General features: G+C 44.0%; 19 protein-coding genes. 8 read left to right on the forward strand and 11 right to left on the reverse strand.

All coding sequences use genetic code 11. The features are described 5' to 3' along the window. Positions 1-6: 6 nt before the first annotated feature. From QT979_RS02950 to QT979_RS02965, 4 genes are all read right to left on the reverse strand, one after another. On the reverse strand, positions 7-984 hold the full coding sequence (locus QT979_RS02950) for a hypothetical protein (protein ID WP_333213167.1): 978 nt from the start codon (positions 982-984) through the stop codon (positions 7-9). Positions 985-1,040: 56 nt separating this feature from the next. After that, entirely contained in the window at positions 1,041-1,409 is a 369-nt protein-coding gene (locus tag QT979_RS02955) for a hypothetical protein (RefSeq protein ID WP_333213166.1), read from the reverse strand. Positions 1,410-1,468: 59 nt separating this feature from the next. Beyond that, a complete protein-coding gene (locus QT979_RS02960) occupies positions 1,469-2,173 on the reverse strand; it encodes a hypothetical protein (protein ID WP_333308050.1) in 705 nt (234 codons plus the stop codon). An 88-nt stretch (positions 2,174-2,261) separates the two neighbouring features. Then, a complete protein-coding gene (locus tag QT979_RS02965) occupies positions 2,262-2,528 on the reverse strand; it encodes a hypothetical protein (protein WP_006634886.1) in 267 nt (88 codons plus the stop codon). Between the two features lie 254 nt (positions 2,529-2,782). On the opposite strand from QT979_RS02965, the gene QT979_RS02970 reads away from it, so the two are divergent. The 3 genes from QT979_RS02970 to QT979_RS02980 all read left to right on the forward strand — a co-directional run bounded on the left by QT979_RS02970 (position 2,783) and on the right by QT979_RS02980 (position 4,750). Beyond that, on the forward strand, positions 2,783-3,106 hold the full coding sequence (locus tag QT979_RS02970; RefSeq protein WP_333159648.1) for a helix-turn-helix transcriptional regulator: 324 nt from the start codon (positions 2,783-2,785) through the stop codon (positions 3,104-3,106). A gap of 15 nt (positions 3,107-3,121) precedes the next feature. Then, positions 3,122-3,811, forward strand: a complete 690-nt coding sequence (locus QT979_RS02975) for an ImmA/IrrE family metallo-endopeptidase (RefSeq protein ID WP_333308052.1) — start codon at positions 3,122-3,124, stop codon at positions 3,809-3,811. Between the two features lie 87 nt (positions 3,812-3,898). Further along, entirely contained in the window at positions 3,899-4,750 is an 852-nt protein-coding gene (locus QT979_RS02980) for a YheC/YheD family protein (protein ID WP_333308054.1), read from the forward strand. A 46-nt stretch (positions 4,751-4,796) separates the two neighbouring features. Here the strand turns inward: QT979_RS02980 and QT979_RS02985 are convergent, their stop codons facing one another. After that, on the reverse strand, positions 4,797-6,062 hold the full coding sequence (locus QT979_RS02985; RefSeq protein ID WP_333308056.1) for a hypothetical protein: 1,266 nt from the start codon (positions 6,060-6,062) through the stop codon (positions 4,797-4,799). A gap of 91 nt (positions 6,063-6,153) precedes the next feature. Between QT979_RS02985 and QT979_RS02990 the strand changes: the two genes are divergently transcribed. Both QT979_RS02990 and QT979_RS02995 read left to right on the forward strand, forming a co-directional pair. Beyond that, positions 6,154-7,176, forward strand: a complete 1,023-nt coding sequence (locus tag QT979_RS02990) for a hypothetical protein (protein ID WP_333308058.1) — start codon at positions 6,154-6,156, stop codon at positions 7,174-7,176. Positions 7,177-7,255: 79 nt separating this feature from the next. Continuing rightward, entirely contained in the window at positions 7,256-7,669 is a 414-nt protein-coding gene (locus QT979_RS02995) for a hypothetical protein (protein ID WP_333308060.1), read from the forward strand. Between the two features lie 173 nt (positions 7,670-7,842). On the opposite strand, the gene argS is transcribed toward QT979_RS02995, so the two are convergent. Beyond that, the gene (gene argS / locus QT979_RS03000; RefSeq protein ID WP_333308062.1) at positions 7,843-9,600 is read right to left on the reverse strand and encodes an arginine--tRNA ligase; all 1,758 of its coding nucleotides are present in this window, start codon (positions 9,598-9,600) and stop codon (positions 7,843-7,845) included. Positions 9,601-9,949: 349 nt separating this feature from the next. Here argS and QT979_RS03005 point away from each other — a divergent pair, with 349 nt between their 5' ends. The 3 genes from QT979_RS03005 to QT979_RS03015 all read left to right on the forward strand — a co-directional run bounded on the left by QT979_RS03005 (position 9,950) and on the right by QT979_RS03015 (position 16,554). Then, a complete protein-coding gene (locus QT979_RS03005; RefSeq protein ID WP_333160784.1) occupies positions 9,950-10,345 on the forward strand; it encodes a hypothetical protein in 396 nt (131 codons plus the stop codon). Between the two features lie 853 nt (positions 10,346-11,198). Further along, positions 11,199-12,590, forward strand: a complete 1,392-nt coding sequence (locus QT979_RS03010; RefSeq protein WP_333213159.1) for a malic enzyme-like NAD(P)-binding protein — start codon at positions 11,199-11,201, stop codon at positions 12,588-12,590. A 121-nt stretch (positions 12,591-12,711) separates the two neighbouring features. After that, the gene (locus QT979_RS03015; RefSeq protein ID WP_333308064.1) at positions 12,712-16,554 is read left to right on the forward strand and encodes a PAS domain S-box protein; all 3,843 of its coding nucleotides are present in this window, start codon (positions 12,712-12,714) and stop codon (positions 16,552-16,554) included. A gap of 66 nt (positions 16,555-16,620) precedes the next feature. Here QT979_RS03015 and QT979_RS03020 read toward each other — a convergent pair whose 3' ends face one another. The 5 genes from QT979_RS03020 to QT979_RS03040 form a co-directional block, all read right to left on the reverse strand. Continuing rightward, on the reverse strand, positions 16,621-18,009 hold the full coding sequence (locus QT979_RS03020; RefSeq protein ID WP_333213157.1) for a cytochrome P450: 1,389 nt from the start codon (positions 18,007-18,009) through the stop codon (positions 16,621-16,623). 76 nt (positions 18,010-18,085) lie between these two features. Continuing rightward, positions 18,086-18,604, reverse strand: coding sequence for an MAPEG family protein (locus QT979_RS03025; protein WP_333308066.1), 519 nt, complete (start codon positions 18,602-18,604; stop codon positions 18,086-18,088). Positions 18,605-18,626: 22 nt separating this feature from the next. Next, the gene (locus QT979_RS03030) at positions 18,627-19,121 is read right to left on the reverse strand and encodes a GNAT family N-acetyltransferase (protein WP_333213155.1); all 495 of its coding nucleotides are present in this window, start codon (positions 19,119-19,121) and stop codon (positions 18,627-18,629) included. Between the two features lie 87 nt (positions 19,122-19,208). After that, positions 19,209-19,805, reverse strand: a complete 597-nt coding sequence (locus QT979_RS03035; protein ID WP_333042132.1) for a tRNA isopentenyl-2-thiomethyl-A-37 hydroxylase MiaE — start codon at positions 19,803-19,805, stop codon at positions 19,209-19,211. Positions 19,806-19,878: 73 nt separating this feature from the next. After that, positions 19,879-22,059 carry a tetratricopeptide repeat protein gene (locus QT979_RS03040; RefSeq protein WP_333308068.1) on the reverse strand — a complete coding sequence of 727 codons (2,181 nt, stop codon included), beginning with the start codon at positions 22,057-22,059 and terminating at the stop codon, positions 19,879-19,881. Between the last annotated feature and the right edge of the window lie 62 nt (positions 22,060-22,121).

Raw genomic sequence — 22,121 nt, forward strand, 5'->3', positions numbered from 1 at the left:
TAGGTTTTAAGCTTTGCTGGCAAAAGCTTTCATTGCCAAATCTTGCGCTTGGTTCATCGTGGCTTGCAGTTGCGCGGATATTTCGGCAATTTGTTGGGTTTGTCGCTCAATTGTCTGCTGTAGAGATTGCACTTTCAATTCATATCCTTGCTTAGTGCTTTCCCATTCTTTATCCACTAAATCTGCCTTGACTTTAGCTTCGCGGGAAACTTCTTGAATTGCTTCTTCTTTGGCTTTGACATAAGCCTGTTTGAGCTCTTCTTCAAATCCGGCGGCTTTTCTTTGATTCTCTTCAAACTCCGCTTGATTGTCGCTGAGGACTTTTTCCCGTTCCACCCAATTTTTCTCTTTTTCGCGGGTAGATTCTTGCAAGTCCCGTTCTAGTTTGCGCTTCGTTTCTTCGTATTCGTCGATTTCTATTTTGTGAGTGCGCTGTAATTCGTATTGATAATCTGCTGTTTCTTCTTGGCGCTTTTTAGTGAGGAGTGCAGTTTCTTCTTGAACTGCTGCATCAAATTCTTGCTGTTCTTTTTCCCAAACCTTGCGTTTTTGGGTCGTGTCTTTTTCGATTATTTCGCGCTGGTTGGCGCTGTTTTGTTCGAGCAGGGTCAGTTTTTCTCGGTGCTCTTGAGTTAAAATGTGGAGGGCGTCTGCTACAACTCTGATTTGCTGTAACTCTTGCAATTGTGTGGCTTCAATTTCGATCGCGCGTTTTAATTCGTCTAATTTTGAAGATTCTGCCTTTAGTTTTTCCGAAAGTCCGCTGATGGTACTGCCAAAATCTAATTGCAAGTCAGCCAAGCCTTTGACGATGCTGTCAATTGTGTAGGTAGAAGCGACTTCTAGGAGTTGTTTGTTTTTGGCTTTTTCGGCTGACTGTTCTTTGGTTTCGACTTTGGATTCGATCTTTTTTTTGTCGGCTAAAATCTGCTGAAAGTTTTGCAAAATTTGGGCTTTGCTATCTTTGGCAGTTGCTATTGTCATAATGTTGGCTTCTCCTGATTATAACTTTTCGACACTTGTGACTGAAACGTTTTCAGTTATTCTAAGTTGCGGAGTTGGCTGAGAATGGAACGGTACTTGCTGGCTGCGTCGGGTTTTTCTTCTGAATTATCGCTGGCTAGCATTTTGAGAAGTTTCCAGCAGCGATCACACCGATTTCCTTCCCAGCAGCCGCACTCATCAATTATACTTAAAAGTGTGCCTTTTAGCAATTGATTTTCGGCTAACAAAGCTCGGTAATTCCGCTGCACTGATTCGGCAACTAAAGTCATGTGCTGGAAGTCTTCTGTGAGACTTTCGATGTCGTTAACTGCATCTGCCCGAATTTGGTCGAGCAGCTCAAGATTCTCTTGCAAACGACTTTCTTGCAGGTTTGGTTTGGTTTTCAGCTTGGTTAATTTCTTCATTTCAGTCGGTTGTAACAGTTATGGCAAAGGCGCGATTAAATCGCGCCTTTACAACAAAATTAGAACAAGTCAGCAGTTAATTGGTCTTCGGCTGGCGGTAGCGACATACTGCCGTTGGAATTCAAAGCCATAGCATCGCTTTCACCGCCAGCGTGAGCAGCCATCAAGCAGGCTACTTGCTGCGCCGGCAGGTTATCTAAACACACCATAGCTTTTGTTCCTTCTAAGTCAATCATCCGCGATTGATTGCTAGAATCTGACAAAACTGCTGCAGCTTGGTCGATCACAGCCCAATCTTTCCGCTCGTTCCAAGACCATTTCAAGCTGTAGTAGTTTATCGGTTTTACTACTCCGCTGTCGTCTGGTTTCTGACCGGAATGCTTAACAAATTCGGGAACAAAAATTCCGGTTGCAGGTTCTACGCCGCGAGATTGAACTGATGCTACCAAGCGGTTAAAATCGTTCAAGCTGCGGTTTTTGATGTATGTCACCATGACTACTCCTTGCGGTAATTCGCCACTTTCTGCGACAAACCACAGTTGACCCCACAATGTGTGCGAAGTTTGACCGAGGGAACCGAAGAATTTGGAGAATTTGAGGATTGTCATGGAACACTTGGAACCGTAGTCTGTATCGCCGATCGCCCACTGGCCACTTTGGCAATTGTTACGTACTGCGATCGGAATTTCTGGTACTAGCAAAGCATTGCTCGGTTTGGCACCAAATACTGAAAATGTAGGTCTTTCTTGTGTTTTAGTAGTCATTGTTCGTTTTTCCTTAGTTATTTATTGCTGCTTTACGGGGAACTGGTAATCCGTTAAATCTTGTACATTGCTCGTGGCCGAACTTCGATTACCTAATAAGATGTGTTGTTGCTTTTGGTTCTGGATAGGTATACTCAAGCATCGCCTCTTGTTGAGCTTTAATAATCCGCAGCGCGGCGAGCAAATGCTCTAACGTTTCTAAGTGCGCTGGGGTGAAGTGGATGCTGAAGCCTTCGCCATCCCGCGCGTAGCCGGGACAAACCAGTGAGGCTGAGCTTTGTTCTTCGTGGGTGGCGATGTATAGCCAGTCATCGTCTTCGAGCTTGTAATGCGTGTCTGTCCAGGTTCTCAGCATTTGCGATCTGCTCCTCCTTATTTGCTGCGTACAAGCGTTTTGACGCCCAGCGCTTCTCACTCCTCTGAAGTTGACGACGCTATATGTAGCGTGTGAGCTAGGCTAATTTGCACCCTTAACCCTACCAGTCCGGGTTAATTGGTTGATTAAACCGTCAACTAACCTCATGGTAGCGCGGGTTGATTTTCCCGTCAAGTATTTTGTTGAACTTTTCATCAAAACAGGCTAGAATGCTTGTCAGGAGGCGAAAAACCGTGGAACAAACATTTGGAAGACTGATCCGTCAAGCTCGCAAGGACAAAGCTTACTCACAACGTGAGCTAGCAGCTATGCTAAGTGTGGACTTTACTTATTTGTCGAAGTTGGAGAACGATCGAGCGGATTATGCGCCAAAAGAGGAGGTAATCCGATCGCTAGCGCGGAATCTAGACATAAACGAAGAGGAATTGATTTTCTTGGCGGGGAGGCTGCCGCAGCAGTACGAAGCGCTGCTGAAGCAGAATCCAAAGGAAATGCAGGCTCTTTTCCGCCGGATGCAAGAAAATCCAGATTGGCTCAAACAATCTTTTGAAGCGTAAGAGAGGCCCCTCATAGTGAGTATTTTTAAACCGTATTGCTTCTATCCCAAAGAAACGATCGAGCGTTTGGCAAATGACATCTTGATGCAGATGCAGAAAACGCAAAATTTTGCTCCGAGATGGCCTTTTGATGCGACAACGGTTGCTGATTTTCTGGATTTGGGCGTAGTTTGGGAGTGCATTGAGCCGGATGAAGAAGGTGCGATCGCGGCGAGGATTTTGCCGCAGCAGCGGTTAATCGAAATCAACGAACAGATTCTCGAAAAACCGCCGGGGTTCATCGAATCGACGATCGCCCACGAAATCGGCCACTGGGTGCTACACGTCAATCAAGACGAAGCAGACGGCACTGTGGAACAGTTGGAATTAAACTTGGGCGATCAAGAAAAAACCGCCCAGGATGTCGAGGAACCGTTTGTTTGTCGGGGTGCGAGTGCTGATAATAAGGTTTTGTCGATCGAATGGCAAGCGCAATATTTTGCAAGCTGTTTGTTGATGCCTCGCTGTATTTTGGAGGAAAAAAGACAGGGACGCGATTTAACAAAGTGGTCGCATTTATACAAAATGAGAGATGAATTGGGAGTGAGCATTTCCAATTTAACAAACCGCTTGCAAGAATTCGATTGGATTTACATTCCCAAGGGAACGCGGGAGATTTATGCCGGGAAAGATGCCGCCAACGGACAGCAGCGGTTGTTTGGATAAAAGTGCGATCTAATTTGAGGTTTGAGATTTGGAAGCGATTCTCTAATCTCAAATCTTTAAAATTAATTTTTAATTAAGTTACATTTTATGCTAACCAATATTGAAATCTTGCTGGCAGCTTGTGAGGAATTAAATATCCCTTACGAAATCCTGCATCCTTCCCAAAACTTGATTAGACTCAAACAGGGCGGCGAAGAATATTATTTTGTTAATTACATGACGCCATTTAACAGCGCGTCAGTAGCAGAGATTTTTAAAGACAAAGAATATACCTATCAACTATTAAACGGCAAAATAAATACTCCCAGAACTCTCGGTTTTGTCTCGCCTCGCTGCGAGGAGAAGTATAAAAAGTATTTGAGTTTCCCAGATATTGAATCAATTGTTTTAGAAGTAAACCAAAAATTCGCTTTCCCGGTGATTCTCAAAAGAAATCGCGGTGCTGGTGGCAACAATGTTTTTTTGTGTAAAACTACAGAGCAAATTAAAGAAGCCCTAGAAATTATATTTAACGTCAACAGCAAAGATTATGACCATGTGGCGCTAGCTCAAGAATATATCGAAATTGCCCACGAATATCGGGCTGTATTCTGTAAAGAAAAGCTAGTTTTGCTGTACGATAAGGACAAATCTCAGGCTAAATTTGCGGGCAATTTAAGCCCGCTGCACTGGGAAGGTGCAAAAGCCAAACATATAATTAATCCCAATCTCATGTCTGAGATTGAAGATTTTGTTAAACCTGTTTTTGCAGAAATTGCGATTAATTATGCTGGGTTTGACATCGCGCTAGATAAAAACGGAGCATATTGGTTAATTGAAATTAACTCAAGTCCCAATTACGATATTTTTGTCAGAGATAACGATCGCCAAATTGTCGTAACAATGTTTAAAGGCATTCTGGATAGCTTGGTTGTTAACAAAACGCCTTATTTGAAATGAAGAGTTGAGTAACGAGAACCTTAACCCAACCTACATATTTTGAACTTCACTCCATTCCTTGAAAATACCAGTAGAGGTTAGCAATAGTTAAATCATTGACTTCTTGCCAATTTGAGGGGGCTAAAGCTTTATAGCCAGAGGTATTGGCTTTTTGACTGATATAAAACTCGTGATGTTGACGCAAGCTAGGTTTTATCAAAAATCGCAATTGATCGCGTAGTGATTTAAAGTGGGATTTTTGCTGCAAGTTTTCGTAGAGCGCAATTTCTTCTGGTTCTGCCACTATAGCAACTTCTTGATTAGTATTTGAAACTGGTGTCGTTTCCATATTTAAACTAGCCAATTGTTTACGCTCATCAGCCGATAAACTTAGCATCCAATCTACCTGATTTTGCCAAGAGTTTAAAACTGCTAGATCCTGATTGTAAATTCGTATGATTTCTGGAAATATAAAATCAATTTCATCTTTTGTGCAGCGCTCAATCACAGTGAGAATGTCTTGGCGTATTCTTTCTTGGAGGTGGGAAAGGGAATTACTTACAGACGCAGGCTCGTTCAGCAATTGATAAGTTAATGAAATTGTCTGCTCAATTGCCCAAGCACATTCAACTCTACGAAGATAGCCCACGGCACAAGTGGCTTTGAATAACTCAGGATTATTATAGTCAGCTAAAGCATTAGCTAAAATGTGTTGTGCACTTGTTAAGGTAGAATTTCTGGTATGTTTATCTTCCATTAATAAAGCATCTTGAATTAGTCTCTGTGCCATCGCAAATCTCTCATAAGCTCGACTTAAGATTAAACGATGTTGCTCAAAATTAATGCTGTCAGCTAACAGTTTAATTTCAGCAATAACTTCTGCTTTCTCGTCTTTCAGCAGTGCCGCTATATCAATAAAGCCGTGTGTAACTGTTAGCTTCAATTCCTTAATATCTTCCCTCATTTTCAAGGTCTGATGAAGGTTGACGGCTGACAATGCCGCGATGGCCACCACGCCGACACCAATGACGGCAGTAGAGGCTGACAGAATGCCCACATTAGCCGAAAGAGATTTTAAGCCATACTCAATCACATCTAGTCTTCTGTAAGTTTCTTTAAAACCCATATCTGTTTGAACCATTTGCCCTACACCTAATACAAAATCTGGAATAGCTAACAACGGCTCGGCAACCATCCCAATTGCGGCACCTACAAAGTGACCTGTTGCCCTGTCTCTAGCTATTCCCAATAATACTCCTGCACTATTCTTCACGACTTCATAAGTGCCGGAGATAATACCCGCCTGTATGTGAGGAGGAAACACAAAAACCATATTTTTTTACCTGAATAGCGATTAATATTACACATTATAATATATTATCTGATTATGGTTAACTCTGTCAGTCTACAGTGGAATTATTTAAATGAACGAATTCATGCAAGCATTTCAGAACATCGCCCAATATTCGGCTCTCGTCGCGGCGGATGATGATAAATCCTTAGAAATTAAGAAATCTGCTACAACCGTAATTAAGTCTGTCCAGCCTGGGTTTGATGAATTGAGGGAATCAGCCACCAGACTTGAGAAAGTTGTGCAAAAATGCCGAAACGATATCGATCACGCTGAAGACGTTTGGACTTGCAAACTTGGGATTATCCAAGCTTCAAAACAGGAAATATGGCAACAGCTTGGGGAACTGAGCGGCTGTCATGTCAGAATTAATGAACTAGGTCGTCAATGTCAAAGTTCGGCGCTCGCTCAATCTCAAGATTATTGGGATAAAATATTTGATGTCCGCGTGAAACAGAAGTGGTTTATTGATGCAGCCAAAAAACAAAAAAAAGGAATTGGCTGGAAAGAAAAAGATGATTTTATTAAAGATATTCCCATCGTGATGAATCTTGTTTGTATGGAAATAGATCAAATCATTAAGCGCAGCCTGGATCTGGTTTATCAAGACCTTAGCACGATTAACTTAAAAGTGCTTACCCAGTATTTCCAAAATTTAGATAAGCAGACAAAAGATGTGTGGAATCATCAGATGAATTCAACTTTTAGCCAGATAGCAAATAAATTTGAGCAGCCGAATGTTTACTTGCCTGGGAATACCCAATCACTGAGGTCTGCACTTATTTCGGCTCTGGATGATTTATCGAAATACCGTTTAGGCGATCTTTTTTGGGAAGAGGTTGTAAATTTCAAAAAGCAGGTTTCAACCGCGGTCGATAATTGCATCAATTCAATCTTTGATGACAGATTATACCATGGAAGTAGAGCTTTAGTTAAAGCCATGAGATTTTACAATGAATTTCTCGAAAAGCAAGATAGATATCAGAAAGAAACACCTGCACAACGTCAGGCTGAAAGAAACTGGATTGATTCGCAATGGACAGAAATTCAGAGACTGGAAAAAGGTATTAAAGTAATTCTAAATTCTTCTCCCTAATTCCTTAAGCTACTGTCATTATACTAGATCGCACTTCTTCACACGCTAAAATAAACTTAGTCACAATTCCATGAAAAAAATGACAGCAAAAATACTCGAACTAGAGGGAACGTGGGAAGAAATTCTCGCCCAATCATCCAGATTTGCCGATCGCCGAGTTCGCGTTATTGTTCTTGCGGATGAGGAACCGCTGAAGTCAACCGAAGACTGTTTTCGCCAAGGATGGCACGAAGCAATGACAGGAGAGACTGTACCGCTTTCTGAACTGTGGGAAGGAATTGATGCAGCGATCGAGATGATGCAGTCTCTGCCAGAAACTTTACAGCAGCAAGTAGCAGAATACTTGAAAGAGTATATCGCAGACTTAAAAGATGAGCTTCAATGGGAGGAATCTTTCGAGAAAACGCAACCACAACTTGTGGCTGCTGCCCAACGCGCAAAACAAGAAATTGCTGAAGGAAAGGCACAGGAAATGAGACTCAATGAGTTATGAAATCTGCCACCCTTCCTTCCTTTTGGGAAAAATACAATTCTCTTGACATTAAAATAAAAGAGCAAGTAATCAGGCCGGGGCGGGTTTTCGAGATGGTTGGTTTCAGGCAATTATTGTTAGTGAACCCGCCCCTACATCGCCTGAATCTTGCCTGTTTCACAAGAGTTAAAAACTTACATTCTTTCCAATACCTTAATCCCCAACAACTCCAAACCCAATTTCAAAGTCCTCGCCGTCAAATCGCACAAAATTAACCGCGATGTCCGCAACGGTTCCTCAGCTTTCAAAACCGGACATTGCTCAAAAAATTGATTGAACTTTTGACTCAATTCAAACAAATACTGACAAATCCGATTCGGCAACAAATCGCCCTCAACCGCATTTATCACTGCACTCAACTGCAATAAATGTTTGGCTAAAACCAACTCTGCATCAGACTGCAAAATCACTTTCGCACCAGCATCTAAATTATCAAAATTAATCTCACCTTTGCGGCGAATTCCCTGCACGCGCGCGTAAGCATATAGCATATAAGGAGCCGTATTTCCCTGCAATGCGAGCATTTTGTCGTAACTAAATACATAGTTGCTGGCGCGGTTTTGACTCAAATCTGCATACTTAACTGCACTCAAACCAACTACGCGACCTACGTTAGCTATAAACTCTTTAGTTTCCTGTCTTTCTTCTGTGACTAATCTGTCTTCCAAATCTTTGGTGGCGCGGACGATCGCTTCATCGAGCAAATCTCGCAATCGTACTGTATCCCCAGAACGAGTTTTGGCTCTTTTGCCGTCTTCTCCCAATACCAAACCGAAGGGGACGTGGACAATTTCGACATCATCAGGAATCCAACCGGCTTTTCTCGCTACTGCAAATACTTGGGCAAAATGGTTCGCTTGTCCCGAATCTGTAACATAAATTAAGCGCTTTGCATTGTCTTTTTGTATCCGGTAGCGCACTGCTGCTAAATCTGTTGTGGCGTAATTGTAGCCGCCGTCGGTTTTCTGCACGATTAGCGGCAGCGGTTCGCCTTCTTTATTGGTGAAACCATCTACAAAAACGCATTTTGCGCCGTCACTTTCTACTAGCAAACCTAGATTGGTTAAATCTTCCACTACGGCGGGCAATAATGGATTGTAAAACGATTCGCCGCGTTCGGTTAATTTGATATCGAGCAAGTCGTATATTACTTGAAATTCGCGGCGCGATTGATCGCACAGCAATTTCCAAGCGCGGCGGGTGTCTTCGGCGCCTGCTTGCAGTTTTACTACTTCTTGGCGGGCGGTTTCTTTGAAGGTTTCGTCTGTGTCAAAGCGCTGTTTTGCTTGGCGGTAAAATGCGACTAAATCGCCTAAATCTAGGGCGTCAGCGGTTGTGAGGGCTTCGGGGTGAACTTCGCGCAAGTATGCGATCAGCATACCGAATTGCGTGCCCCAGTCGCCGATGTGGTTGATTCTCAGTACGTCGTGGCCTTGAAATTCGAGGATGCGGGCGATCGCATCTCCGATGATTGTCGATCGCAAGTGTCCGACGTGCATTTCTTTTGCTATATTCGGACTCGAAAAGTCGATCGCGATTGTCTGAGGCGTTTTCGCCGGTTCAATCCCCAAACGCGAGTCGCCGGCGATCGCACTAATTTGCGCTTCCAAATAAGCCGGTTTCAGCTTCAAATTGATAAAACCTGGCCCGGCGATTTCTGGGGTTTCGCAGATGTCCGTAATATCTAGGTTTTCGATAATTGTCGAGGCGATCGCCCGTGGCGGCTTTCCTAACTTTTTCCCCAAACTCATCGCGGCGTTGCACTGAAAGTCCCCAAAGTTGGGATTGCTGGCGGCGGCTAGCATCGGATCTGCACCTGCATAACTTTCGCCGAATGCAGCGGTGAATGCTTTTTCAAATTTTGCTTTTAACTGTTGGGCGATCGAGTTCATCTTGAATATTTTGATTGGATGTTTATTTTAAACTCTAGATTAAGCACTTTGTGGCAATAATACTCTTACTACTTAGGTAATTTCCCTCTGGTTCTCTCCCTCTGGGCCTATCCCCCTCTCCTCACCTAGTAGGAAATTTTGTACTTAGCTTTGAGCTGCGGATGCGATCAAAATCATTAGCCGTGATAGCACAGAGTACATTTTATCACAGTTGCGATCGCTACACAAATTAAAAAATGTCACATCAAGTCCATGATCTCGATCGCTAGATCATTTAGTTAAATCGCTTACATTAAGGTATGTTAAAATTTTTTCAATGCACCCGAAAATCCTACGAAAGGAAGTAGTTATGTTATCTCAACCAATTTTTGGCGATCGCTCTCTGACAATCGCCTTTTATCAAGCAGTAATCGATCGCTTCTACAACGGTTTCAGTCTCTCCACCGAAGCACTATTACGAGACTGTACCCTCGGCTTCGCTCCCTGTCCCGATGGAGTCAAAACCTTTTTCATTATCGCGCCGAGTCTCGATGCAGCAGAGCAACTAATGAAAAAAATGGACAGTATTTTGGAGCGAGTTGCCGAACTCATGGCTGGAGTCGGACAAGTTGCCCTGTGCATAGTTCCCCCCGGCAGCGAAGCAGAGCAACCGGTAGATCTGCAAGACTTAGAAAAAGTTCCCCCAGATTGTCTGGCTTGCAAATTCTTTACAATTATATGGGCCGATGCTGCGGCCGATCGGTAAAATTGACAGTTAGCAACCAGCAACTCAACACGGTTCGGCCCAAGCTGTGCTCGTGGTGGCGCGGGGTAGATTGTCTGTTAGTTACAGTCCCTGGAATTATCGGGCAAAGCGTGTAGGTAATTCGATCGTTTGCAAGGTTGCACTCGCAATCCTTGGCAAGTGTTAAACAAGCAGACAAAATATATATCAAAGGCCCGCTTGTCAGTAGCTCAGATTTTTACCTGCCGGCTCAAACAGCCGTGCATCTACTTTTTACATTCCCAATAAAGGCCACCAAAAAGCCGCATCAACTCTCCTCGGTGTCTCGCTTCAAAAGACAGCAGCAGGAATTTGGCGGTATCGCTGGAAAATAGATTTTTGCGAAATATCTGCTGAGGTTCAGAATAAGCAGAAATATTCTCAAAAATAGATAATAGTTCCGCAGGTTTACCTCAGAAACCAGGTTTCTACCCCCGCGCTTCATATTCGCGGTTCGCTGGGAAATTGACAGAAAATAGACTGTTTGTAGGAGAGTCAATCAATTTTAGATTTTAGATTTTAGATTTTAGATTGACCCCACGGATAAATGCGGGGGCTTGAGGATTTTTGATTTTTGATTTTGGATTGATTCCACGGATAAATCACGTGGCGGGTACCATCAAGAAATTCCTGGTAACCAGCTAGAAAAAAAGCAAAGCTTTACTGAAAAAAAGAGCTGTTTTCCAGCGCCACCCCTGGCAGTGCAGAGCGATCGTACCACAAGCTCATAGAATTTGTTAAAAATTTCAGTTGAAAATTTGAATTATTAAATTTTATGCCTAACATTGGGGATAAAATCTAAGATTGAAATTCTCAAATCTGAAATCAAGACATCATGGTAAAACTGACACCGAACCCCAGCTTTAGTTTAACAATTCGGGTTGCTCTGCCGAACCAGCCGGGAATGCTGGCAAGAGTCACCAGCGCGATCGCATCTGTCGGCGGCAACTTCGGCCAAATCGACTTGATCGAGCAAACCCGCGCCACTACCGTTCGCGATATCAACGTCGATGCCTCCAGCCTCGAACACAACGAAGAAATAGTGCAAGCAGTGAAAGGACTGCCAGATATCAGAGTGATCGACGTGTACGATCGCACTTTCAACTTGCACCGCGGCGGAAAAATCAGCGTAGTTAGCAAAATTTCCCTCAAACGCCAGTCGGATTTGGCCATGGCATACACTCCAGGAGTCGGCCGCATCTGCACTGCGATCGCCAATGACCCGCAACAAGTTTATAACCTCACAATCAAACAAAATACTGTTGCCATTGTTACCGACGGTAGCGCAGTTTTGGGACTGGGAAACCTCGGCCCAGCCGCCGCACTGCCAGTCATGGAAGGCAAAGCCATGCTATTTAAAGAATTTGCAGGTATTGACGCCTTTCCTATCTGTTTGAATACCCAAGATACCGAGGAAATTATTCGCACAGTGCAGAATATCGCCCCGGTTTTTGGCGGCGTTAACCTCGAAGATATTTCTTCTCCCCGCTGCTTTGAAATCGAAGCAAGATTGCGGGAAACCTTAGATATTCCGATTTTTCACGACGACCAGCACGGCACTGCGATTGTTAGTTTGGCAGCATTAATTAATGCCTTGAAAATCGTCAAAAAAACCATCGCAGAAGTGTGTATCGTGATTAACGGAGCCGGTGCGGCCGGAGTCGCGATCGCCCGCTTGCTGCGTAAAGCAGGTGCCCAAAACATCATCATGTGTGACTCCAAAGGCGTCCTCTCCCAAGACCGCACGGATATGAACCCAGAAAAACTAGAATTTGCTGTGCCTTCGAGCGGTACTTTGGAAGATGCGATCGCCGGTGCCGATGTATTTTTAGGCGTCAGCGCCCCCGGCGTACTCACCCGATCGATGGTGCGTTCGATGGCCGAAAATCCCATTGTTTTTGCAATGGCTAATCCCATTCCCGAAATTCAGCCAGAATTAATTATGGAAGATGCAGCGATTATAGCAACCGGACGCAGCGATTACCCGAATCAAATTAACAATGTTTTGGCATTTCCAGGGATATTTCGAGGTGCTTTGGACTGCAAAGCAACCACGATTACGCCCAGTATGTATTTGGAAGCAGCTTATGCGATCGCCTCTTTAGTCAGTCCTTCTCAGCTTGACAAAGAACACATTATACCGTCTGTTTTTGACGAAAGAGTTGCCATTGCAGTCGCCGGTGCAGTGCAGTTGGCTGCCCGATCCGAAGGTATTGCCCGCGATTAATAGAAGGAAGAAGGAAGTCTTCCTTCTTCCTTCTTCTCTCTTCCTTAATCAAGGATAAAACTCACAGCAATAAACAAGATAATAAAGATATAATTAAATAAACCAAGTCCAGCTAGGTCAGATGCAAAGCCAGTTAGGAAAAGCCAAGCGCAATCGCTCCTGTTGCCAATTGTTAGAACTGTGCCCGATAGGGCTGGCATTGTGCCGGACGGACGGGACTTTTCTCGACGTAAATCCAGCTTTTGCAAGTATTATCGGCCGCACAGTTGCAGAAACTCTCCACCTCAACTACTGGGAAATTCAGCAAACACAGTGCGCGGGCCCAGAAAAATATCTAGAATGTCAAGCAAAAAATAGCCACACGCACCTGTGCGAAGCAGCATACAAACATAAAAACCAGCATCTCGTACCCGTGCGAGTTTCCGAGCGGGCCATTGAAGCAGAGGGACTGTCCGCGATTTGGCTAAGTGTTGAAGAAATCTTTAATAATCGGGATCAAAATAGCGCTCCGCTGGAATCAGCGTCGCCACACAGCAATTCACATCTAGAAAAATTGCTGACAAAGCAGACTGCCGAACTAGAAAAAACTCAGAAGCTACTCGCAGAAAAAATCTCCGAACTGGAGCAAACTCAAGAAAAATTACGTCTCCAAAGTCAAATTATTGACCAAATTCATGAGGCGGTAATTTCTACAGATATGGACGGCTCGATCACCATTTGGAATCAAGCCTGCCAAAAGTTATACGGCTATCAAGCAACTGAGGCTATCGGACAGCACATTTCTCTAATTTACCCGCCAGAACAGCAAGAATTTTTGTTAGAGCAAGTCATCAAGCCGCTACAAGAAAAAGGCGAGCATGAAATTGAAGTTATAACACACCGTAAATCAGGAGAAAAATTTTCCTCGAACCTGATGCTGTCGCTATTGAAAGACAAAACGGGAGCAGTTGTGGGGATGATGGGATCTTTGACAGATCTGAGCGTTTGCAAAGCTTTAGAACAAGAATTAGCACAGAGACAAGCACTATTTGATGCCTTTTTGAAGGAGGCGCCGGCGGGACTTTGCATTTTGGACTCCCAACTGCAGTATGTGCAAGTTAATCAATTTCTCGCAGAAATAAATTGCCTGAGTCCAGTAGAACACATTGGCAAGACTGTACGCGAAATATTGCCGAATATGGCTCCAATAATAGAGCATTTGTACGCAGAAATTTTGAGGACGAAACAACCCCTAATTAATATCGAGATCAGTGGTGATAATCCAAGAAAGCCGGGGTTTGTCCGACACCTGACAGGCTCTTATTTTCCCTTGCTAGACAAAGATGGCGAGGCGATCGGCATCGGTGCAGTTGTAGTTGACATTAGCGATCGCAAACAAGCAGAAGCTGCGCTGCAAAAAAGCGAACAGCTTTACCGCACTATGGCAAGCAACTTTCCTAACGGTGCGGTGATGTTGTTCGATCCAGAACTGCGCTACACGCTAGTAGAAGGTACAGAATTAGCAGCAGTGGGGCTTGTCAAAGAATTGATGGAAGGCAAGACAATCTGGGAAGTATTCGAGCCAGATGTTTGTACTGATATCGAGCCAACTTATCGGGCGGCACTGGCAGGAGAAACAGTTGTTACAGAATTTTTTTACAGCGATCGCGTTTACCTCGGTTATGCTTTGCCAGTCAGAAACGAACGGCAAGAAATTATCGGCGGATTGCTAATGACTCAAAACATTACCGCTCGCCAATTAGCAGAAGAAGCACTCAGAGAAAGCGAGGAGAAATATAGGTGCATTGTCGAGACAGCGGACGAAGGAATTTGGATCATAGATGCGGAGGGTAAAACTACTTTTGTCAACAAAAAAATGGCCGATCTGCTCTGCTGCAGCCCAGAGGAAATGATCGGGCAGTCGCTATTTGCTTTCATGGATGCAGAAGGCATGGCGATCGCACAAATCAGTCTCGAACGCCGCCGTGAAGGAATTCGCGAACAGCTCGATTTTAAGTTCCGTCGCCGAGACGGGAGGGACTTGTGGGCGATGGTTTCTACTAATTCCTTGGCCGACAAACAGGGACGCTATGTGGGTGCCTTGGCAATGGTTGCTGATATTACCGATCGCAAGCAAACAGAAGCCGCATTGCAGCAGTCGGAAGTCAAATTTCGATCGCTCTACGAATTAACCAGTTTGCCTGTTTTTATGCTATGTGACAATGCCATCACCGATGCTAACACAGCCACCCTAAAACTATTCGGCTGTACTACCCCGCAACAGTTGTACTGCCAAAACCCTGGCACACTCTCACCTCTTTTCCAACCCAACGGCAAAGATTCTTTGAGCATGGCTGACGACATGATAGCGATCGCTTTTGAGCGGGGAAAGCACCGTTTTGATTGGGTTCATCAGCGTTTAGACGGTACTGATTTTCCCGCAGAAGTCGTGCTGACAATCATCGAGGTTGGAAATGAAAGAATGATCCAAGCAGTCGTCCAAGATTTAACCGATCGCAAACTTGCAGAAGAAACATTAGTGCGATCGGAACAAGCCCTTAGACAGCAAGCAAGACGACAACAACTGCTCAATCAAATTGCCAACCAGATTCGCACATCTTTAGATTTAGACACAATTTTAGAAACCGCAGTTCAAAAAATTCGCAATTTGATGCACATAGATTGGTGCCTGTTCACTTGGTATCGCCCAAACCGCAATCCTCCGGTTTGGGAAATAGTTTGCGAAGCGAAGAATGAAGCTTTGCCGAGTTTGCTCGGTACTTATTCTGTAGAGGATCAATCTAGTGTCGCCCTGCCACAGATTTTGCAGCGACACATCCTGCGAATTGATGATGTCAGCACTTTTGAAGATTTAGAAGTGCGCGAAAATTTCCAGGCCTTAAAAATTAACTCAGTGCTGTCGCTGCCAGTTCAAACTGCTTCAGGCGATATTGGGGCAATTACCTGCTATGAGGCTGTGTCCATGCGAAATTGGAGCGACTCTGAAGTCGAACTGATGCAAGCGGTGGTCGATCAAATTGCGATCGCGATCGACCACGCTGAACTGTACACCCAAACCCGCAAAGCGGCCCGACTAGCTCAAGCTCAAACTCAACAGCTAGAAGAAACTTTGCGCGAACTAAAACGTACCCAAACTCAATTAATTCAAAGTGAAAAAATGTCAAGTTTGGGACAGTTAGTAGCAGGTGTCGCCCACGAAATTAACAACCCAGTTAATTTTATCTACGGCAATCTCAGCTACACCAGCGAGTACACTCAAAACTTGCTAAAAATGCTGCGACTTTACCAGAAAGAATACCCACAGCCTAGCGCAAGAATTGTAGATGCAAGGGATGACTTTGAAATTGATTATCTCATTGAAGATTTACCAAAAATTTTAGCATCTATGAAAGTCGGAGCCGATCGCATCCGCGACATAGTTTTGAGCCTGCGAACTTTTTCAAGACTTGACGAAGCCGAAAAAAAACAAGTTGACATTCACGAAGGTATTGAAAGCACGCTGCTAATTTTGCAAAACCGCCTGAAACATAAAGCTGATCACCCGACAATTAATGTGATTAAAGAATACGGTAATTTGCCTTTAGTTGAATGTTATCCCGGTCAGTTAAATCAAGTATTTATGAATTTGTTGAGCAATGCGTTAGACGCATTGGAAATGGAGATGAAGGAATCCAATCGCACCGCCAAAAATCTCGCAATTACGATTCGCACCCAAGTAACCGACAATAACAGCGTTGCCATATGGATAGCTGACAGCGGGCCTGGGATGAGCGAAGATGTCCAGAAGCGCTTGTTTGACCCGTTTTTTACTACTAAACCCATTGGCAAAGGAACTGGCTTAGGGTTGGCCATTTCGCACTCTATTATAGTAGAAAAACACGGCGGCAAGCTTTCTTGCAATTCTGTAGTGGGAGAAGGTTCCGAATTTGCGATCGAGATTCCTCTGCAGCAAAAATTAAATTAAAACCCGTTGTATCGGTATCATATCATATCATATCAAATCCCATCGAGCGATGGGATTTGATATGATTCAAATCCGATTCTTTACCGTCAGATGCACACCACCAGCGGGTGCCATTGTCAAACCGCGACGTACTGGCACCACGGGACTATTTTCTGTAAGTTCTAAAGAGTATCGTGACAGCACTTTTGCCAATACTAACTTCATTTCAAACATGGCAAATGCCGCCCCAATACAGCGGCGGTTTCCTCCCCCAAACGGCAAATATTCGTAAGGCGAAAATTGACGTTCGAGAAAACGTTCTGGTTTAAAACAATTTGGTTCCGGGTAAATATCATGACGGTGGTGAACCAAATAAATACAGGAAGAAACTATCATTCCTTTGGGAAGATTATAACCCATTAACTGCATCGGAGCTTGCAGAATGCGCGGAAATGCAAAAAATACGATCGGATAAATCCGCAGCGTTTCGCAACAGACAGCATTCAAATACGGGAGTTTAGTTATTTCCGCCGGATCGGAATTTTTCAAATCAATAGAATTGAGTTCTTGCAGCAGTTTCTCGCGGACTTCTGGGAGGTAGTGAATCCAATACAAAGCCCAGGCTAAAGCTGTGGCTGTAGTTTCGTGTCCTGCGAATAACATCGTCATTAATTCATCCCGCAATTCAACGTCGCTCATCGGCTGTCCCGCTTCGTCACGAGCTGAAATTAACAAGCTCAGGATGTCTTCTCCCAGTGGTTGAGATAGAGTTTTGCGATCGCGTATTTCTTGATAAATCAGTTCATCTAAACGCTGTCTTTGTCGCAGAAATCCTCCCCAAGGACTCCAAGCACCTAAATCTTGTTGTAACGACTTCACAAACAAAAATGTCGCGCTCAAAGGATTGCTAAAAAAATTTAACATCTTAACAAAAAGTTGCTGGATTTGCTGGTAGCGTTCTCCTTCGCTCAGCCCAAACACCGCGTGCAAAATCACTTCCAAGGAAATCTCCTGCATAGTTGATTGCGCGATAACCGAGTTACCTGGAGTCCAATTATTAATTACTTTTTCGGTGGTATTGCGGATGATTTGTCCGTAAGCTTTCATGCGTTCACCGTGAAAAGGTGGCATTAAAAGTTTGCGCTGCTGCAAATGTCGATCGCCATCTAACAACAATAACGAATTGGGGCCTACTAAAGGTAGCGCTATCTGGTTTCCCGTACCGGATTCAAAAAGTTTGGAATCCGCTGTAAAAATTTCTTGAATAGCTTGAGGATTGCTAATAATTACCTGGGGCGGAAAATTGCTGAATTTGCTGGTAAAAATGTCACCGTAGCTTTTATAGTTTCGTTCTAAATAATACAGAGGATTTAAAATCCCCCGCACTGTCTGAACAAATCTATTATCTTTAGGGCCGTCTAAAACTTTGTTGGTCTCATGATTTTGAGATGGAGAGTTGTTGGTGAGGATAGTCATTTGTTTTTCTCCTAATTTTATGGTTTCACAGGACGAATCAAAGCATAAGTCTTATTTCAAAAAAATCTCAAATCCCTCAGCTATTGAAAAATAGTACGGCAATAGTAGGATACAGAGTAACTCCCAGGCCAAAAGCTCGTTCTATCGGCTCTTTGAGATAGCCTATCCAAAACGCCATTCTTCCCAAAACAAACACAATTGCCAAAATTGGCATCAGCTTGATGCTGTAAGTATCTAAAAAGGTAGAAAGGATTAAACTGCCTACAAAAAACAGCACAAATTGCTCTAGAGTGTTGCTCAGACAACGTAAATTAATCCGCATTGCTTCTGATTCGGCATTTGCTAAAGGGTTGATGGCTGGGCTGCTAAATCTACCATTACCAACTGCAACTATGCCGGCCAATAACATCAGTACCGGAAAAATTGGGCAGCGAAGGGCGAAGATTAGGCGCGACTCTGCGCTATGGAAGGGCGGTAGGGGCAGCGCTATCACAAAATAACTAATCAGTACGAAAGTAAGGCAGAAGATTAAGGCAGAAATGCCTCGCCAAACAACTCTTTGCTGTTGTGCATTGAAACTGAGTAAATTAATCATTGTTTACAGAAACCCAACCTTATTATATATTTTGTATACCTAGATATTTTACGTAAACCCGATCGCACCTTGGCGTCTCCACACCAGTTGTCGGTAGATATCCGCTATTTTCGTACATTTTCACAGCTTCTTTGAGAATGCTAGCAGTTTCTATCCAGATTTCCTCAAAGCCACGAGCGATAATTTTACTTTCCAATTCTTTCAGTAAAAATTTCCCCAAACCCTGTCCCCTTGCTGCTGGCAAAATATACATTTTGCGAATTTCCACAGCATGATTTCCGCGCTCAATCGGATAGTAAGCCGCCGTACCCACTATTTTATCCTGCCGTTCAACTACCCAAAATTCGCCGCCTTGATTATGATAATGTAGTTCTACATCATAGACATCTCGATCTGCCCCGTGAGGTTCGCATTTTAAACCGTACTCTGCTAAAACATCCCTAATTAAATAGAACGCCTCAGCGCGATCGCGCGTTTCCCAGGAACGAATTAAAAAATCCAGATGTTGGGTTTTCATGGGTGGTTGCAACTTAATATTTATTTGTTGACTTTAGCAACTGTAAACTTACTAATTTTTTTTACAGTTTTTAAATGCACCTAGCTTTTAACTGTGAATTCTCGGTTCAGGATGAAGACTTGCCAGCAACTCGCTCTCTACTAATGATAATTCCTCCAACCTCTGCATCACAATATCCCGATCGAAATAAGTTGTTGCCAAAATCCAATATACCCCGTAATGGCGCGCTTCCGAAGCCATCAAACTGCGGTAAAACTTAGCTAATTCTGCGTCGGGACAGCGATCGCCCAGCAGCCCCAACCGTTCGTGACTGCGCGCTTCTATCAAACCAGAAACTAACAAAGAATCCAAAAGTCTCTCCGGTTCCTGCTTGCGAATTTGGGCGGACAAACCTGCACCGTAGGGAGGTGCGGCCAAAGGGCCCAAAGCGATGCTGCGCTTTTCTAACCGCTGGTTGACTTGCTCGAAATGCTCTAATTCTTCGCGGGCGATCGCCGTTAGCATCCTCACCAATTTTTCCCTTGCTGGGTAGCGAAACATTAAATTTAACGCTACTCCTGCCGCTTTCCGCTCGCAGTGAGAATGGTCTAATAAGATTGTATCCAAATGGGCGATCGCCTGTTGCACCCAAGCTTCCGAAGTCGGCTGTTTCAAAAACTTAATAGTTGGCAGTGTTGAAGTCATTAGTTATTAGTCATTAGTCATTAGTCATTAGTCATTAGTCAGTAGTCATTAGTCAGCAGTCACTAGCCAGCATTTATCCGATCTTACATAATTTTTCCAAGACCGCATACATATCACCAGCAAACTTTTTCGGATTCCACAGTGGCGACAAATTGGCTGGATCTTTAGATTTCACCAACTGTGCTTTAATTGCATTTCTCAATTCACGATCTTTGCCCAATTTTACACCCACTTCCACATATTCCGACCAAGACAAAGCCACGCCTGTTTCAATTCCCAAAGTCTGCAAAAACGAATAACCCATTCTCGACAAAAATTGCTCTCCTGTGCGAGTCACCACTGGCAAATTAGACCACAAAGCCTCTAAAGTTTGAGTTCCTCCGTTGTAAGGATAAGAATCTAACAAAACATCTGCCAGCAAATAGATAATTCTGTGTTCTTCCTCAGTAGCAAACCTCGGCAAAAACTTAATTCGGTGCTTGCTCACTTTCTCAGCTTCGCAAGCTTGGTGATATGCAGCCTCAAACACGGCAGCATCGCCTAAAGCTTTGTGAATTAAGATACTGTTCGGCACTTCTTTGAGAATCGCAATTTGTGCTTTTACCAACTCGCTATTGAATTTTCTGCCGGGAGCGACGCACAGGTAAACTATCTGATCCAAACCGATTCGATGCGATCTTCTCAATGCAACGGGATCGACTCCATATCTCTGAAAACCCGACACCGCGACAAAGGAATCAGGCATCCTAATTAGCTGCTCGTCATAATATTTTTCCCTGTCTGCAGGGTGCGAGTGCCAGTCTGTAAGAAAGTAATTTTCCGGCGATATGTAAGGGGCGTCAAATCCCAGCCAAGAAACACAAACTGGTGCGGGTTTTTGGTAGAGAATATCAGCGTGAACTGGTACGCTGAGAGAATCTAAATCAACTAAAACGTCCAATTCATCTTGCTGAATTTGGTCGATAATTTCTGCGGAATTGGCAAGTCCGTTCGGGTAGGTGGTCGGAAAAGTGAGTTTTCCCCAAGTTTCAAATTGCTTAGTGAGAGCGTCAGGAATAATTTTTTCCGAAGCGTACAAGTACACATTGGGTGTGATGTCGGACAATTCGCGAATGATGTCCGCGCTGCACCAGCCTACAGAATGGCGGCTAAAGTGATTGGACAAAAAGCCGATTTTTAACTTGCTGGATGGAACCGTTGGTTTGAAGCTGTAATTTGCGGGTTGAGAAAAATTAGGTTTAATACATTGGTCGATATACTTTTGGGCAATTAATCTGTAAAGTTTGGAGTTGGCCGCCAAGTCATCTCGCAAATAGGGCGTGCTGAATAACAAGTTTGCATAAAGCGATTTAATTTCCACCGGGCTAGCGGTTTCTAAGTTTTGCTCTAAGTACGACTCTAGCTCTAAAAATCGATCGCCCGCAATTTGATTTAATCCCGACACTTGATAGGTGCTGATGAAGTAAATCGCGGTCATAATTGGATCGGTTTCTGCACACATTTGGCTGTAGTGGTGCACGGCTTGCCGCGCGGCAGCTAAATCGCTACTATCTCTGAGGATGTCGCACAAATGTTGGTGGGCAGAAATAAAATCGGGTTTAATTTCTAGAGCTTTTTGAAGGTTGGGTATTGCGTCTTTAAATTGACCCTGGTGGCGCAAAACTCGGCCAATTTGACAGTATGCTTCGGCTAAATCGGGTTTGAATGCGATCGCCTGCTTCCATGCAGCCACCGCCTCATCTAACTTCCCTTGCTGCGCTAATGTATCTCCTAAATTTAAGTGAAAATCTACCTGAGCAAGGTGGGGATTGAGTTCGAGAGCTTTTTGCTCGTATGCTACCGCTGCATCCTGCTGCCCCTGCTGCTTCAGTGCCCCTGCCAAATTCCAGTAAGCAGCAGCCAAATTCGGTTTAAGTTCGATCGCCTTTTCGTAATTGACAACCGCCTCCACCAAATGCCCTTGTTTGTAAAGCATACTGCCCAAATTAGCATAAGCCTCAGCAAAATCCGGATTCAGAGCGATCGCCTCGGAATAAAACCGCATCGCTTCCTCAATTTGGCCGCTTGCTTGCTGCACATTGCCCATTGTCACGTAAGCCGCCGCCCAATCCGGTTGCAATTCCAGAGCTCGGCGACAAGCAGCGACGGCTGCTGCTAAATTGCCTTGAGAGTAATAGGTTTCTGCAGCGACTGTCAGCGATGCAGCATCTTCAAACTGAGGTGTTTCGGATTGGTTGCGAAAATCGGAATTCATTTTGCGGCCTATCTGTGCTATCAAGTTAAAGGTTGAATCTATATTATTTTGCAGAGTAGCAG

This window comes from Microcoleus sp. w2-18bC1, from assembly GCF_036700365.1.
In the GTDB taxonomy this organism is placed as follows: Bacteria; Cyanobacteriota; Cyanobacteriia; order Cyanobacteriales; family Microcoleaceae; genus Microcoleus.

Coding starts and splice junctions, on each gene's coding strand:
- QT979_RS02950 (WP_333213167.1), bottom strand. CDS start 984: ATGACAATAGCAACTGCCAAAGATAGCAAAGCCCAAATTTTGCAAAAC.
- QT979_RS02955 (WP_333213166.1), bottom strand. CDS start 1,409: ATGAAGAAATTAACCAAGCTGAAAACCAAACCAAACCTGCAAGAAAGT.
- QT979_RS02960 (WP_333308050.1), bottom strand. CDS start 2,173: ATGACTACTAAAACACAAGAAAGACCTACATTTTCAGTATTTGGTGCC.
- QT979_RS02965 (WP_006634886.1), bottom strand. CDS start 2,528: ATGCTGAGAACCTGGACAGACACGCATTACAAGCTCGAAGACGATGAC.
- QT979_RS02980 (WP_333308054.1), top strand. CDS start 3,899: ATGCTAACCAATATTGAAATCTTGCTGGCAGCTTGTGAGGAATTAAAT.
- QT979_RS02985 (WP_333308056.1), bottom strand. CDS start 6,062: ATGGTTTTTGTGTTTCCTCCTCACATACAGGCGGGTATTATCTCCGGC.
- QT979_RS02990 (WP_333308058.1), top strand. CDS start 6,154: ATGAACGAATTCATGCAAGCATTTCAGAACATCGCCCAATATTCGGCT.
- QT979_RS02995 (WP_333308060.1), top strand. CDS start 7,256: ATGACAGCAAAAATACTCGAACTAGAGGGAACGTGGGAAGAAATTCTC.
- argS (WP_333308062.1), bottom strand. CDS start 9,600: ATGAACTCGATCGCCCAACAGTTAAAAGCAAAATTTGAAAAAGCATTC.
- QT979_RS03005 (WP_333160784.1), top strand. CDS start 9,950: ATGTTATCTCAACCAATTTTTGGCGATCGCTCTCTGACAATCGCCTTT.
- QT979_RS03010 (WP_333213159.1), top strand. CDS start 11,199: ATGGTAAAACTGACACCGAACCCCAGCTTTAGTTTAACAATTCGGGTT.
- QT979_RS03015 (WP_333308064.1), top strand. CDS start 12,712: ATGCAAAGCCAGTTAGGAAAAGCCAAGCGCAATCGCTCCTGTTGCCAA.
- QT979_RS03020 (WP_333213157.1), bottom strand. CDS start 18,009: ATGACTATCCTCACCAACAACTCTCCATCTCAAAATCATGAGACCAAC.
- QT979_RS03025 (WP_333308066.1), bottom strand. CDS start 18,604: ATGATTAATTTACTCAGTTTCAATGCACAACAGCAAAGAGTTGTTTGG.
- QT979_RS03030 (WP_333213155.1), bottom strand. CDS start 19,121: ATGAAAACCCAACATCTGGATTTTTTAATTCGTTCCTGGGAAACGCGC.
- QT979_RS03035 (WP_333042132.1), bottom strand. CDS start 19,805: ATGACTTCAACACTGCCAACTATTAAGTTTTTGAAACAGCCGACTTCG.
- QT979_RS03040 (WP_333308068.1), bottom strand. CDS start 22,059: ATGAATTCCGATTTTCGCAACCAATCCGAAACACCTCAGTTTGAAGAT.